This window comes from Streptomyces sp. CB02400, from assembly GCF_001905725.1.
GTDB lineage: Bacteria > Actinomycetota > Actinomycetes > Streptomycetales > Streptomycetaceae > Streptomyces > Streptomyces atrovirens.
In genome coordinates this window covers 284,386-297,820 of the sequence record NZ_LIWB01000008.1, presented here as the reverse complement: position 1 = coordinate 297,820, position 13,435 = coordinate 284,386, and the positions used below count along the sequence as shown (strand labels likewise).

Here is a 13,435-nt window from a genome sequence, read left to right as displayed (position 1 = left end):
GGGGACTGCATGGACAGTGTGCCGCGAGGACCGGAGCAGCGGCGTCCCGGCTCCTCGACGGAGCCCGAGGTGCTGCGCTTCGGCGTGCTCGGCCCGGTGCGCGCCTGGCGCGACGACGAGCCCGTCGCCACCGGCAGCCCCCAGCAACGCGCCCTGCTCGCCGCCCTGCTGCTGCGCGAGGGCCGTACGGCCACGGCGGCCGAACTGATCGACGCCCTGTGGGGCGAGGAACCCCCCTCCCAGGCGCTGGCGGCGGTGCGTACGTACGCCTCCCGGCTGCGGAAGGTGCTGGACCCCGGGGTGCTGGTCAGCGAGTCCGGCGGCTACGCGGTGCGCGGGCTCGGCGAGGGCGCGCTGGATCTCGCGGCGGCGCAGGAACTGGCGGCGGAGGCGGAGAAGGCCCGGAACACCGGGGACCTGTGCCGCGCGCGGGAGGTACTGAGCCGGGCCCTGTCCCTGTGGGACGGCGAGACGCTGGCCGGGGTGCCGGGCCCGTACGCGGAGGCCCAGCGGGTCCGCCTGGAGGAGTGGCGGCTCCAACTGCTCGAATCCCGCCTGGACATGGACCTGGAGCAGGGATGCCACGCGGAGGCGGTCTCGGAACTGACGGCCCTGACGGCGGCGCACCCGCTGCGGGAGCGGCTGCGGGAACTGCTCATGCTGGCGCTCTACCGCAGCGGCCGCCAGGCGGAGGCCCTCGCGGTGTACGCGGACACCCGCCGCCTCCTCGCCGACGAACTCGGCGTCGATCCGCGCCCGGATCTGCAGGACCTCCAGCAACGCATCCTCCAGGCCGACCCGGGCCTCGCGGAACCCTCGGCCCCCATGGCGGAACCGGTGGCGGTCCCCGTCCGCCCGGCCCAGCTCCCGGCGACGGTGCCGGACTTCACGGGCCGCGCGTCCTTCGTACGGGAGCTGAGCGACGTACTGGCGTCGGCGTCCGGCGCGGAGGGCCAGGTGATGGCGGTGTCGGCGCTGGCGGGCATCGGCGGCGTCGGCAAGACGACACTGGCGGTGCACGTGGCACACGGCGCGCGGTCGGCCTTCCCCGACGGTCAGTTGTACGTCGACCTCCAGGGCGCCGGCGCGAGGTCGGCGGAGCCGGAGACGGTCCTGGGCTCCTTCCTGCGTGCCCTCGGCACGGCGGACTCGGCGATCCCGGACTCGATGGAGGAGCGGGCGGCGCTGTACCGCTCGGTCCTGGACGGCCGCAAGGTGCTGGTCCTGCTGGACAACGCGCGTGACGCGGCACAGGTGAGGCCTCTGCTGCCGGGGACGGCGGGCTGCGCGGCGCTGGTGACGTCGCGGGTGCGGATGGTGGACCTGGCCGGGGCGCACCTGATCGACCTGGACGTGATGTCACCGGACGAGGCGCTGTCCCTCTTCACGAAGATCGTCGGCGAGGAGCGGGTCGCGTCGGAGCGCGAGGCCGCCCTGGACGTGGTGGCGGCGTGCGGCTTCCTGCCGCTGGCGATCCGCATCGCGGCGTCCCGCCTGGCGGCGAGGCGCACCTGGACGGTCTCGGTCCTGGCGGCGAAACTCGCGGACGAACGCCGCCGCCTGGACGAACTCCAGGCGGGTGACCTGGCGGTCAAGGCGACCTTCGAACTGGGTTACGGACAGCTGGAACCGGCCCAGGCCCGCGCATTCCGGCTGCTGGGCCTGGCGGACGGCCCGGACATCTCCCTCGCGGCGGCAGCGGCGGTACTGGACCTGCCGGCGGAGGACACGGAGGACCTGCTGGAGTCCCTGGTGGACACGTCCCTGCTGGAGTCGGCGGCGCCTGGGCGGTACCGGTTCCACGACCTGGTGCGGCTCTACGCGCGTGCGTGTGCGGAGAGGGACGAGCAGCCGCCTAGTGAGCGGGGGGCGGCGTTGTCGCGGTTGCTGGACTTCTATCTGGCCACGGCGGCGGGGGTGTACGCGATCGAACGGCCGGGGGACCGGACCGTGGACCACCTGGAGCCCACCGAGTTCCCGGGCAAGGAGTTCAGCGACGACGTCAACGCGCTGGACTGGCTCCACTCCGAGTCCGCCTGCATCCTGGCGTGTGTCCGGCAGTCCCTGAGGCCGGGCACGCTGCGGCGTGGTGTCGACCTCTTGCTCGCTTCGAAGGACCTGGCGGAATCGGGAGCGAGTTCACTCAGCTACGAGGCGGCCGCGTTCGCTGCGAGGGACGCCACCGCAGCCGCGGGAGACGCGCACGCGGAGGCGCGTGCGCGCACGACCCTGGCCCAAGTCCTCAGCAGGGCCGGGCGCTTCGACGAAGCAGGGACGGAGGCCGAGATCGCCATCGAACTCGGGAACCGGACCAGAGATCCCTGGACGAGAGGCAACGCCCATAACGAGCAGGGCATCATCGCCAACTGCAAGAACCAGCGTGCCGTCAGTGAAGCCCACCTCCTCGAAGCCATCGCGGCGTTCCGGTCCGACGGCAACCGGCCCGGTGAGGCGAGCGCGCTCTGCAACCTCTCGCGTGTCCTCGTATTGGTGGGACGCACCACCTCGGGGATCGATCTGGTCCGCCAGGGAATCACCATCTACGACGAGCTCGGGCTGACCTTCCGGCTGGCCAACGCCCGGTACGCCCTCGGCATCGCGCTCAGCCACGCGGCGCGTCAGGTCGAGGCGTTGAATGAGCTGTCCACCGCCCTTCAGACCTTCGTGGAGAACCGGCAGCGTCTGTGGGAGGGAGCCACCCACTTCCGCATCGCCCAGGTCCACCTCTCGGCTCATCGGCCGGCTCAGGCGGCACAGCACGCCGAACAGGCGCTGACGACGGGGAGCATCGGTGGGGACTGGATGCGAGCCAACATCCTCACGCTTCTGGGGCGTTCCCTCAGCGCTCTCGGCCAGACCGATCGCGCGCGTGCGTGCTGGCGCGATGCTCTGACCATCTACGAGCAGTCCGCGGCACCCGAAGCCGCTGAACTGCGAACATTGCTTCGGCCGGTGGGAGCTGCCTGAGCCGACCGGGCGTTCATCGAACGTTTATGGGCGACTGCCACTCTCAGTTCATCGATCCGTCGCGTCGGGGGGCAGATGGGTCGTCGGGGGTTCACCTGTAGGGTGAGCGACCCCCACAACGCCTGTTCGGCGACCTGCGGGGGAATCGCCGAACAGGCGTCACTTGCCCGTCGCTCCGTCAATTCCATGGGGGCTTGCAGTCATGAGCAACACCGCGAACAGCAACGAAGAAGCCGAGCGCGACGCCATCACGACGCTCGACAGTCACATGCCGGCCCCGCCGAAGGACGGCACGGCCACCACTCAGGACAGTCACGTATCGACCCCGCCGCAGGACGACGCGATCACCACGCTCGACAGCCACATGCCGGCCCCGCCCGCCCTGGACCTCGACGGCAAGTAGCCGTCCTTCCCGCACGGGGATCGGCCGCGGCGGCGCGGAGGGGGAGCCGTCGCGGCCGACGTGTGTCCGCACGGGTTCCTGGTCAACCTTTGACGCGAACCGTTCGCATCACTCGAACAACTGGCTGCGCTCGTCCTGATGTCACTTTCCGTACGGATCCGCTCTCCCACAACAGGAGTCCCGATGACCCGTACCAAGAAGGCTCTCGCCACCATCGCCCTGGTCCTCGGCATCACCGGCGCCGTCGCGAGTCCGGCGTTGGCCGACAACCACGCACCGGTGAGCCCGCAGGACGGTGTCGTGGTGCCCCTCGACACCAACACGCCCTGACGCCTGGCCCGACCACCGACGGGGCCGAGGGAAACCTCGGCCCCATCGTCGTACGCCCCGCCCTGACCTGCGTACCGTCCAGCTCGCACCACACCGTCTTGCCCTCGCCCCCGTGGTCCACTCCCCACCGGCACACCACCGCGTCGAGCAGTGACAGCCCCCGCCCCTGTTCGGCCTCCGCGTCGGCTCGGCGGAGTACGGGCAGCGTGTGCGGGTCGGGGGCGGTGACCTCGACGCGGATGTGCGTGCCCGTGCGGGCCACGCGGACGCGTACCGGAGTCCCCTCCCCCACGTGACGGATCACATTGCTCACCGGTTCCGCTACGCGGAGCTGAACATCGGCGCACGGCTCGTCCAGCCACTGGCGCACGGCTCGCCGCAGTTCGGGAACCGCCTCGGGGACGGCGAGCAGGCCGATCTGGAGGGCAGGAAGAACCCGTTCCAGCGCGGTCACCCCTCCGCCGCCTTCCGAAGCACCTCCGCCAGCCGACGCGCCGTGGTCGTGTTGCAGTTGCCGAGGGCGATCAGACCGGCTGCCGGGCGGTACGACCCGGCGAAGCTCGGCAGGTCCGCACGGAGGGACGGCAGGGTGATGCCGTGGGCGGCGAGGGCCGTGCACCGTCTGCCCCTTGCCGAGGCGGATGTCCAGTACCGAGGCGGGCTGCGCGTCACCGACGTCCCTCGAACCCTCGCCGATCTGCTTCGAAACGGCGGTCGGGACGACGCCTTGGTGGCCGTGGAGTCCGCGCTCGGCCACCGCAGGGTCGGCGGAGTGCGTCGACCGCCCCTCATCGCCCCGGCCGCACTCTCCGTCGCGCTGGAGGCACCACTCCTGGGCAGCAACCGGGCGCGGGAATGGCTGAGGCTCGTCGACCGTGAGTCCGGATCGCCCGCGGAGACGGTCGCACGCCTCCGCATGCTCGACGCCGGTCTACGACCGGAAACCCAGGTCGAGGTCCGCACGCCGAGCGGCCGACGCCGCTACCTGGACTTCCTGTTCCGGGCCGAGGGACTCGCCGTGGAGATCGAGGGCTACGCCTACCACGGCACCCGAGAGGCCCACCGCCGGGACATGGCCCGCTTCAACGAGATCACCCGCTGCCCGGAAGTCCGGCACGTCCTGCGCTTCGGAGCGGCGGAGGTGTTCGAGGGGGGCCGGGGCCATGATCGATGAGATCCGTGCCTCGTTGGTCTGGCTGAGGGCGGGGGGAGGTGGTCCTCCCGTTGGTTCCGAGTGACCGTTGGGCCACCTGTGATCCCCGGTCGGATCAGCCGGCCGGCTCGGCGATCATGTCGGGTTCGCATGCGGCGATCCGGGTCACGTCCTCGTCGCCGATCTCCACCCGGACCGGCACCGTCTCGGACCCGGGTACGGCGACGTCCTGGGAGCGGGTGAGGACCTCCGCGCCGGTCTCGTCCTCGAACCTCACGGTGACGGTGAAGACGCCGTCCGTGGTGTTCTGGTTGGCGACCTCGACCGTGGCGTACGGGGTCTCCTTCGAGGCGCAGTCCACCAGGGACACCAGGGCGCCCTGCTCGGACGAGGAAGCGCTTCCGCCGCCGTCCCCCGCGTCGCCGTAGTCGTCGGAACCGTAGTCGCCGCCGGAGCCGTAGTCGTCGTCATCGTCGTAGTCGTGGTGTGAACCGCCCCCCGAGCCCGACGACGAGTCGTGGTTCTGGCTGGAACTGCTGCAGCCGCCGCCCCCGTCACCGCTGCTGCCGCCGTGGCCGCGGCCGGTCGAGAAACCGGTGAGGGTGAGGACGACGAGTGCCGAGACCACTGTGAGCTTGAGTGTGTTCCCCCGAGGATCCATGGCCCTCAGGCTATCGATCTACGTGTCACGAGCATGTCACCGCCTGGCGACCGTCGCGTACCCGGCGTAGCGTCTGCGGTGGGAGCGGCGGGCCGCCGCTCCCCGCAGCGACGGCCGCCGTCCGACAACCCTTCCGTGCACCCGGTACGACGGCCGTCCGCAGAACCGGGGTTCACGCCGTCCGCGCCGTCCCCGTCCCCTTCTCCGCGTCCAGCGCGTACACGCAGCGGTCCTTGCTGCACGCGTACACCACGCCGTCCCGGACCACCGGGGAGCCGGTGATCTCGCCGCCGGTCGCCAGCTTCCACCTCAGGCGGCCGTCGTCGGCCTTCAGGGTGTAGAGCAGGTGGTCGCTGGAGCCGAAGTGGATGCGGCCCTCCGCGACCGCGGGCGCGCCCACGATCTCGCCGCCGGACTGGAAGCGCCACTTGGGCGTGCCGGTGACCGCGTCCAGCGTGTACAGGCCCTTGCCGCTGCCCACGTGGACGTGACCGGCGGCGACCAGGACCGGGTCGACGGAGGCGCGGGACTCGGTGGCGATGCGCCAGCGGTCGCGGCCGTCGGTGGCGTCGAGGGCGTAGACCGTGCCGAGGTAGTCGGCGAGGTAGAGGCCGCCGCCGGTGACCGCCGGGCCGGGGACGAAGGCGGGCGGGGCGAGGAAGACCGCCGGGGCCTCGAAGTGCCAGCGGACGTGACCGGAGGTGACCTCCAGGGCGAGGACGCGGGTGCCGGCGCAGACGTAGGCGTAGCCGTCGGGGGCGTGCGTCACACGGACCGGGACGCCGCCGCAGGAGGCCGCGTCGCCGATGGGGTACGACCAGCGCTCGTCGCCGGTACGGGCGTCGAGGGCGCGCAGGCGGGCGTCCTGCCAGACGTAGACCGTGCCCTCGTGGACGGCGGGGCCGGCCTCGGGGGACTCGAAGTCGGTCTGGCAGCCGCTGATCTCCCACAGCTTCTGGCCGGTGGACGCCTCCCACGCCTGGACGCCACCGCCGCGCGTACCGGTGACGACGGTGCCGCGGTCGGCCTTGAGGGAGTACACCCAGGCGTCCGTGGACAGCCGCCACAGGTCGCCGCCCTCGCGGGCGTCGAGGGCGAACAGGGTGGGTCCGTCGGAGGCGTGGATACGGCCGTCGGCGACCGCCATCGACCAGGCGACGTCGCGGGTCTTGAAGCGGCGCCGGCCGGTGGCGACGTCGAGGGCGTGCACCTCGAAGGAGGTGACGTAGACGAGGTCGCCGTCGACTGCGGGGGTGCCCCAGACGTCGTTGGACATGCGGAAGCGCCACGGGCGCCAGCCGCCGGGCTGGTCCGGCGGCGCGGTGGGCGCGGCGGGTGCCGGTACGGCGGGGTCGGCGCCGTTGACGCCGGGGCGGGGCTTGGACCAGGTGGCGGCCAGGGCGGCGGCCGGCGGGGGCGCCTTGACGGCGGCCGCGCGCGTGTCGGCGACGCGCGGGCCGGGTCCGATGGGCACCATCGCGCCTGCCAGCCGTACGGGACCGGTGTCGGGGGCGCCCACCGGCGCACCCACCGGCGCGGGCATCGACGGGGGCGGCGGCGGGACGACCGGGTCGTGCCGGGGCGGCGGCGGGACGTGGGGGCGGGCCCCGCCACCGGCGCTGCGGCCGGCTCCGTGCGCGGGCCGGATGGCCGTCCGGCCGCCGCGCCGCGTCTCGATCAGGCTCACCGCCCGCTCGGGCAGCCACGCCGACGCCGTACCGCTGTCGTCGGACCCGGAGCCGAACAGGTGCGGGGCGAGCTGGGCCTGGAGGTCGGCCGGGTTGGGCCGGGCCGTCGCCTCCATCTGCATGCAGGCTTCGATGAGCGGGCGCAGCTCGTCCGGGAGTCCTTCGAGGTCCGGGCCCTCGCGCAGCAGCATGAAGACGGTCTCGACCGGGTTGGCGCCGTGGAACGGCGGATGTCCCGTGGCGGCGAAGACGAGCATCGAGCCGAGCGAGAAGACGTCGCTCGCGCCGGTGACGCTGCGGGAGTCCTTCGCCTGCTCCGGGGACATGTAGGCGGGGGTGCCGACGGCGACGTTCGTCATCGTCAGCCGGGTGTTGGAGACGCCGGACGCGATACCGAAGTCGATCACCCGGGGGCCGTCCTCGACGACGAGGACGTTGGAGGGTTTCAGGTCGCGGTGGACCAGTCCGGCGCCGTGGATCGACTGGAGCGCCTCCGCGACGCCCGCCGCGAGCCAGCGCACCGCCTGCGCCGGGAGCGGCCCGCACTCGTTCACTATCTCCTCGAGGGAGGGCGCGGGCACGTACGCGGTGGCCAGCCACGGCACGGCGGCGCGCGGATCGGCGTCCACGACGGCCGCCGTGTAGAAACCGGAGACCGCGCGGGCCGCCTCGACCTCGCGCGTGAAGCGGACCCGGAAAAGCTGGTCCTCGGCCAGTTCGGTCCGGACCGTCTTGATCGCCACCCGGCGCCCGGACGCCGAGCGCGCGAGATAGACCAGCCCCATGCCGCCGGCTCCCAGCCGTCCCAGCACCTCGAACGGCCCGATACGCCGCGGATCGTGCTGCGTCAGCTGATCCACCACTTGCCTGCCACCTCCCCGTACGAATCGCGCCACCACCTGTGCCCGCGATCGAAGTGCAGCGTCTCACCACCGCACCGCCGTGGCGGCACGCACCCCGATTCTTCCTGTCCGCGCCCCCGGTTGCGAACCGACCGACAAATAGGGTGTCCAGGTTTTCATACGACACAGAGGGTGGAAACGGCTCAGCGGTTCAGCGGTTCAGTGACTCAGCGGTGCAGCGGTTCAGCGGTTCAGTGACTCAGCGGTGCAGCAGTGCGAAGGACGCCCCCTGATTGTCGGTGACCACGGCCACCGTGCCGTAGGACGTCTCGAAGGGCGGAACCTGGACCCGGCCGCCGAGCCGGACCACCTCCTCCATGGCGGCCCCGGGGTCCTCGACGGCGAAGTGGACGAGGAAGTGCGGCGGCATCTCGGCGGGGAAGACGTCGGAGACCGGCGCGCGGCCGAAGTCGGGGTCGGCGTCCGGGCCGAACAGGGCGTCGTGGAAGAGACCGCCGTAGAAGGTGTTGGCCGCCTGGGTGTCCCGTGTGTACAGCTGCACCCAGGCGAAGGTGCCCGGCTCGTGGCGGCGCCCGAAGCCGGGGGTCCCGGTGCCCTGCCAGAGGGAGAACACCGCCCCCTCGGAGTCGGTGACGAGCGCGGTGACGCCCAGGTCGCCGAAGGGCACCGGCGGGGAGACGACCTGCCCGCCGGCCGCGCGGATCCGCCGGCACAGCGCCCCGGCGTCCGGGGTGGCGAAGGACACCGTCCACACGGTGGGCAGCCGGCCGTCCGTCTTGTGCGCGAGGGAGGCGACGGGGGCGCCGTCCTTCGACGCCCGCACGGTTCCCTGGGGCTGGTCCTCGAAGGTCCAGCCGAAGAGGTCGCCGTAGAACCGCTTGCCCGCCTCCACGTCGGGAAGCTGCGCGTCCACCCAGCAGGGGGTGCCCTCCGGGTACTCCGACGCCCTGTGCCCCGATGCCCTGTTTTCGGCCATGCCGCCAAAGTAACCGTGTCGCCCGCAGGCCGCAGACCAGGCACACCAGCTTCCACGGACCCGCACACCCCATTTGCAGTCGGCCGAATCGCGCTCGGATCACCCGTCGGTAAGCTGACGGCATGACAGGACAAGTGCGTACCGTCGACGGCCGCGTGGCCGGCCGGCGTGGGCAGGCGACCCGGCAGAAACTGCTCGACTGCCTCAGCGAGATGCTCAGCTCCTCCCCCTACCGGGACGTCAAAGTCATCGATGTCGCACGGAAGGCGGGCACCTCGCCCGCGACCTTCTACCAGTACTTCCCGGACGTCGAGGGCGCCGTCCTGGAGATCGCCGAGCGCATGGCCGCCGAGAGCGCAGGGCTGAGCGAGCTGCTGGAGGGCCGCTCCTGGGCGGGGAAGGCCGGCTGGCAGACGGCACAGGAACTCGTCGACGGTTTCCTGGAGTTCTGGCGGGCCAACGAGGCGATCCTGCGGGTCGTGGACCTCGGTGCGGCCGAGGGGGATAAACGTTTCTACAAGATCCGTATGAAGATCCTGAACTCCGTGAACAACTCGCTGGCGGACTCCGTCGCCGAGCTGCAGGCCAAGGGGCGGATCGACAAGGACGTGAACCCCGCGGCGATCGCCGGCTCGCTGGTCGCCATGCTCGCGGCCGTCGCCTCCCACCAGAAGGGTTTCTCCTCCTGGGGCGTGAAGCAGGCGGAACTCAAGCCGAACCTGGCCCTGTTGGTGCACCTGGGGGTCACCGGCAAGAAGCCGGCGAAGTAGGTGAAGTAGGTGAAGTAGGCGCCCGGCGGTCCATACCGGTGCGCGGTTCCTCAAGTCCTGTCAGACGGGCGGTGGTTCACTCCGGTGGGCCGCCGCCTGTCGCTTTCCGCGCGGTGTGAGGGAACGGGGAACACGGCACTGTCCGCCCGGCGTTGTGTTCCAGTGAGCCGATCGCAGGCCCGAGTGGCCCCGAGTGGCCCCGAGTGACCGAGTGAACGTCCGACGCACACGCCGCAGGAGGAACCCGGAATGGCCCTGACCCGCGAAGAGCGCGAACAGTTCCTGGCCGAACCGCACATCGCGGCGCTGGCGGTCGACGCGGGGGACGGCCGCGCCCCGCTCACCGTGCCGATCTGGTACCAGTACGCGCCCGGCGGCGACGTATGGATCATGACCGGCCTGGACTCGCGCAAGAACCTGCTCATCGGCGCGGCGGGGCGGTTCTCGCTCATGGTCGACCGCCTCGAACCCACCATCCGTTACGTCTCGGTCGAGGGGCCGGTGCTCGACACCACCCCGGCCACGATCGAGCGACTGCGGGAGATCTCCGCACGCTATCTGCCGGCCGGCAAGGTCGAGGAGTACGTCGACTTCTCCTGGAAGAACCACGGCGAGCAGGTCGTCGTGCGGATGCGGCCCGAGCGGTGGGTGTCGTCGGACCTCGGGTCCGTGTGAGCCCGCCGGACACCGGACAATCGGTGCATGGAACCCGATCTTCATGAACTGCTGAGGTCGCTGCGGGTGTGGGACCCGCAGGTCACCGACCTGCCGGCGTTCGACCCGGCCGCCGCGCCCGCCGAACCGCTGCCGCTGTTCACCCGGTGGTTCGCCGAGGCCGTGGCGGCCGGCCAGGCCGAACCGCACACCATGTCCCTGGCCACGGCGGACGCGCGCGGGCTGCCGGACGTACGGATCGTGATGCTGCACGGCGCGGACGACGACGGCTGGTCCTTCGCCACCCACGCGCACAGCCGCAAGGGCGGCCACCTCGCCGCACGCCCGTACGCCGCGCTGGCCTTCTACTGGCCGGTGCTGGGCCGCCAGGTGCGGGTACGCGGACCCGTCGAGACGGCCCCGGCCGAGGAGGCACAGGCGGACCTGCACGCCCGCTCCACCGGTGCACTGGCGGCCGCGCTGACCGGCAGGCAGAGCGAGGTCCTCGGGTCACCGGAGGACCTGGCACGAGCCTCGGAGGCGGCATGGCAACAAGCACAGCACGCACCGGACACCCCGGCCCCGTCCTGGACCCTGTACCGGCTACGGGCGGACGAGGTGGAGTTCTTCCAGGGCGAGCCCCGACGACGACACGTACGACTCCGCTACCGCCGCGGGGCGGAGGACTGGGTCAGGGAATCGCTGTGGCCGTGAGGGCGGACTCCGGGCCGGTCGCGACACAGCCGTCACGGAACGCACCACGACGGCACGCACGGCTCCACACCGACAGAGAACCCAGAACCGAGTCAGACAGTCCCCGCCGCCGTGAACGACGGACTCCGGACCGGTCACGACACAGCCGCCACGGAACGCACCACGACGGCACGCACGGCTCCACACCGGCGGAGAGTCCAGGGCCGGGCAGGGTCAGGGAGTCCCTGTCGCCGTGAGGACGGGCTCCGGGTCGGTGGCGAGGCGGGCGTGCAGGTGGGCGTCGCGGAAGGTGTCGTGGCGGCCTGCCTCGAAGATCGCGCCGCGCATCGTCCCCTCGTGGCGGAACCCGCAGCGCTCGGCGACCCGGCAGGACGCCTCGTGTCCGACGGCGTGGTCCAGCTCCAGCCGGTGCAGGGCGAGTTCGGTGAGCGCCCAGTGGGCGGTGAGCAGCAGCGCCCGGGTGGCGACGCCCCGGCCGCGTGCCTCGGGGAGCACCCAGTAGCCTGCCGTACCGCGCCGCAGCGCCGGATGGATATCGGCGAGGCCGACGTGCCCCAGGACCGTACCGCTGCCGGCGTCGGCTATCCGGAAGGACGCCCCCGTGCCGTCCGCGTCGCGCCGCGCGCCCCGGCGCAGCGACTCCCGGGCACTGTCCGCATCGGTGACCGGCCGGATCGGAGTGTTCCAGCGCTGGAACTCCGGGTCCGTGAGGCCCCGCAGCCACGCCTCCGCATCGGCTCGGGACTCCGGGTCCCAGGGACGCAGCCGCAGGCCGTGGCCGCGCAGTTCGGGAAGTGACCGGGACGGGGCGTGCTCGCGTGAGGAGGACATGGGGACATTCAAACTCGCAATCCCCTCACGCGTGATCAATCCGCAACCAATTCCGGTCTTGACCGATACCCATCAACCAGGGGCGTGATTACGCTCGCGCTCATGGCCGACTCCTCCGACTCCTCCACGTCCGCGCAGCCCACCGCGCCGAACCGGACGGACCGCCCCGTCTACGTCATCGGCGGCGGTCCGGGCGGACTCGCCGTCGCGTACGCCCTGCGCGCCCGGGGGGTGCGGGCCGTCGTCCTGGAGCGCTCCGGCCGCGTGGGGGACTCCTGGCGGCGCCACTACGACCGGCTGCACCTGCACACCACCCGGCGCCTGTCCGCACTGCCCGGGCTGCCGATGCCGCGCCGGTTCGGGCGGTGGCCGGCCCGCGACGACGTGGTCCGGTACCTGGAGAAGTACGCCGAGCACCACCGCCTGGAGATCGTCACCGGTGTCGGGGTCTCCCGGGTCGAGCGCACCCCCGACGGCACCGGCTGGCTGCTGCACGCCACCGGGGGCCGCGAACTGACCGGTGCGGCGGTCGTCGTCGCGACGGGCTTCAACCACACGCCCCGCGTCCCCGACTGGCCCGGCCGGGACACGTACACCGGCGAGTTCCTGCACGCGTCCGAGTACCGCGACGCGAAGCCCTTCGCCGGCCGGGACGTGCTGGTCGTGGGCGTCGGCAACACGGGTGCCGAGATCGCCGTGGACCTGGTGGAGGGGGGCGCCTCCCGGGTGCGCCTCGCGGTGCGCACCCCTCCGCACATCGTGCGCCGCTCGACCGCGGGCTGGCCCGCGCAGTACTCGGGGGTCCTGGTACGCCGGCTGCCGGTCGGCCTCGTCGACCGGCTGTGCCGGGTCCAGGCGAGGGTGGCGCTGCCGGACCTGTCGGACCGGGGGCTTCCGCGTCCCGACTCCGGGCTCTACAGCCGGGTGCGGGAGGGGGCCATCCCCGTGCAGGACGTCGGTCTCGTCGACGCCGTGCGCAAGGGGGCGGTGGAGGTCGTGGCCGCGGTGGAGGGTTTCGAGGAGGGCAAGGTCGTCCTGGCGGACGGCGATCGTGTCGGTCCGGACGCGGTCGTGGCGGCCACGGGTTATGTGCGCGGTCTGGAGGGGCTGGTCGGCGGGCTCGGTGTCCTCGACGACCGTGGCAGGCCGGTCGTCCACGGCGCCCGCACCCCGGCCGACGCGCCCGGCCTCTACTTCACGGGGTTCACCAATCCGATCAGTGGCAATCTTCGTGAACTGGCGCTGGACGCGCGGCGGATCGCCCGGGCGGTGGCCCGCGCGGGGGGAGTCTCCCGACTCCCCGCGTGACTGGGGCTGGGCGGGGGGCCGCGCAGCCCGGCGATTGCGGGGTGTCGCCGCGCCCACCCGTGCCGCCCCGGGGGTACCTCCCAGGCCCTTCAGGCACTGGGGGAGGCACGGCTGCCC

At 72.3% G+C, this 13,435-nt stretch carries 12 protein-coding genes and 1 pseudogene; 8 read left to right on the top strand and 5 right to left on the bottom strand.

Features of this window, described 5'->3' with window-relative positions; all coding sequences use genetic code 11:
* Nucleotides 1–9 precede the first annotated feature (9 nt).
* From AMK33_RS21395 to AMK33_RS42920, 3 genes are all read left to right on the top strand, one after another.
* Complete coding sequence (locus tag AMK33_RS21395; RefSeq protein WP_073934493.1) at nt 10–2,967, top strand: AfsR/SARP family transcriptional regulator; 2,958 nt, start codon at nt 10–12, stop codon at nt 2,965–2,967.
* A gap of 202 nt (nt 2,968–3,169) precedes the next feature.
* Nucleotides 3,170–3,370, top strand: a complete 201-nt coding sequence (locus AMK33_RS21390) for a sigma-like protein (RefSeq protein ID WP_073934492.1) — start codon at nt 3,170–3,172, stop codon at nt 3,368–3,370.
* A gap of 183 nt (nt 3,371–3,553) precedes the next feature.
* Complete coding sequence (locus AMK33_RS42920; protein ID WP_167748581.1) at nt 3,554–3,700, top strand: hypothetical protein; 147 nt, start codon at nt 3,554–3,556, stop codon at nt 3,698–3,700.
* A gap of 148 nt (nt 3,701–3,848) precedes the next feature.
* On the opposite strand, the pseudogene AMK33_RS44925 reads toward AMK33_RS42920, so the two are convergent.
* Nucleotides 3,849–4,070, bottom strand: a pseudogene (locus tag AMK33_RS44925) (ATP-binding protein); the annotation flags it as partial.
* Here AMK33_RS44925 and AMK33_RS44920 point away from each other — a divergent pair.
* The gene (locus tag AMK33_RS44920) at nt 3,993–4,874 is read left to right on the top strand and encodes a hypothetical protein (protein WP_201263058.1); all 882 of its coding nucleotides are present in this window, start codon (nt 3,993–3,995) and stop codon (nt 4,872–4,874) included. The pseudogene AMK33_RS44925 and the gene AMK33_RS44920 sit on opposite strands and share 78 nt — an antisense overlap.
* A 94-nt stretch (nt 4,875–4,968) precedes the next feature.
* Here the strand turns inward: AMK33_RS44920 and AMK33_RS21375 are convergent, their stop codons facing one another.
* The 3 genes from AMK33_RS21375 to AMK33_RS21360 all read right to left on the bottom strand — a co-directional run bounded on the left by AMK33_RS21375 (nt 4,969) and on the right by AMK33_RS21360 (nt 9,041).
* Complete coding sequence (locus tag AMK33_RS21375; RefSeq protein WP_073934489.1) at nt 4,969–5,514, bottom strand: hypothetical protein; 546 nt, start codon at nt 5,512–5,514, stop codon at nt 4,969–4,971.
* Nucleotides 5,515–5,686: 172 nt separating this feature from the next.
* On the bottom strand, nt 5,687–8,065 hold the full coding sequence (locus AMK33_RS21370) for an outer membrane protein assembly factor BamB family protein (protein WP_073934488.1): 2,379 nt from the start codon (nt 8,063–8,065) through the stop codon (nt 5,687–5,689).
* A gap of 238 nt (nt 8,066–8,303) precedes the next feature.
* Complete coding sequence (locus AMK33_RS21360; RefSeq protein ID WP_107425170.1) at nt 8,304–9,041, bottom strand: VOC family protein; 738 nt, start codon at nt 9,039–9,041, stop codon at nt 8,304–8,306.
* 134 nt (nt 9,042–9,175) lie between these two features.
* On the opposite strand from AMK33_RS21360, the gene AMK33_RS21355 reads away from it, so the two are divergent.
* The 3 genes from AMK33_RS21355 (at nt 9,176) to AMK33_RS21345 (ending at nt 11,179) form a co-directional block, all read left to right on the top strand.
* The gene (locus tag AMK33_RS21355; RefSeq protein ID WP_073934486.1) at nt 9,176–9,811 is read left to right on the top strand and encodes a TetR family transcriptional regulator; all 636 of its coding nucleotides are present in this window, start codon (nt 9,176–9,178) and stop codon (nt 9,809–9,811) included.
* A 249-nt stretch (nt 9,812–10,060) separates the two neighbouring features.
* Nucleotides 10,061–10,486, top strand: a complete 426-nt coding sequence (locus tag AMK33_RS21350) for a pyridoxamine 5'-phosphate oxidase family protein (protein ID WP_073934485.1) — start codon at nt 10,061–10,063, stop codon at nt 10,484–10,486.
* Nucleotides 10,487–10,513: 27 nt separating this feature from the next.
* Nucleotides 10,514–11,179: a pyridoxine/pyridoxamine 5'-phosphate oxidase gene (locus AMK33_RS21345; RefSeq protein ID WP_073934484.1), complete on the top strand. Its 666-nt coding sequence runs from the start codon at nt 10,514–10,516 to the stop codon at nt 11,177–11,179.
* A gap of 213 nt (nt 11,180–11,392) precedes the next feature.
* Here AMK33_RS21345 and AMK33_RS21340 read toward each other — a convergent pair whose 3' ends face one another.
* Nucleotides 11,393–12,010: a GNAT family N-acetyltransferase gene (locus tag AMK33_RS21340; protein ID WP_073934483.1), complete on the bottom strand. Its 618-nt coding sequence runs from the start codon at nt 12,008–12,010 to the stop codon at nt 11,393–11,395.
* A 102-nt stretch (nt 12,011–12,112) separates the two neighbouring features.
* On the opposite strand from AMK33_RS21340, the gene AMK33_RS21335 reads away from it, so the two are divergent.
* Nucleotides 12,113–13,318: a flavin-containing monooxygenase gene (locus tag AMK33_RS21335; protein ID WP_073934482.1), complete on the top strand. Its 1,206-nt coding sequence runs from the start codon at nt 12,113–12,115 to the stop codon at nt 13,316–13,318.
* Nucleotides 13,319–13,435: the final 117 nt, after the last annotated feature.

What these genes read in the sequence shown, in the direction of transcription:
- AMK33_RS21395 (WP_073934493.1), top strand. Translation starts at nt 10, where the DNA reads ATGGACAGTGTGCCGCGAGGACCGGAGCAGCGGCGTCCCGGCTCCTCG.
- AMK33_RS21390 (WP_073934492.1), top strand. Translation starts at nt 3,170, where the DNA reads ATGAGCAACACCGCGAACAGCAACGAAGAAGCCGAGCGCGACGCCATC.
- AMK33_RS42920 (WP_167748581.1), top strand. Translation starts at nt 3,554, where the DNA reads ATGACCCGTACCAAGAAGGCTCTCGCCACCATCGCCCTGGTCCTCGGC.
- AMK33_RS21375 (WP_073934489.1), bottom strand. Translation starts at nt 5,514, where the DNA reads ATGGATCCTCGGGGGAACACACTCAAGCTCACAGTGGTCTCGGCACTC.
- AMK33_RS21360 (WP_107425170.1), bottom strand. Translation starts at nt 9,041, where the DNA reads ATGGCCGAAAACAGGGCATCGGGGCACAGGGCGTCGGAGTACCCGGAG.
- AMK33_RS21350 (WP_073934485.1), top strand. Translation starts at nt 10,061, where the DNA reads ATGGCCCTGACCCGCGAAGAGCGCGAACAGTTCCTGGCCGAACCGCAC.
- AMK33_RS21345 (WP_073934484.1), top strand. Translation starts at nt 10,514, where the DNA reads ATGGAACCCGATCTTCATGAACTGCTGAGGTCGCTGCGGGTGTGGGAC.
- AMK33_RS21340 (WP_073934483.1), bottom strand. Translation starts at nt 12,010, where the DNA reads ATGTCCTCCTCACGCGAGCACGCCCCGTCCCGGTCACTTCCCGAACTG.
- AMK33_RS21335 (WP_073934482.1), top strand. Translation starts at nt 12,113, where the DNA reads ATGGCCGACTCCTCCGACTCCTCCACGTCCGCGCAGCCCACCGCGCCG.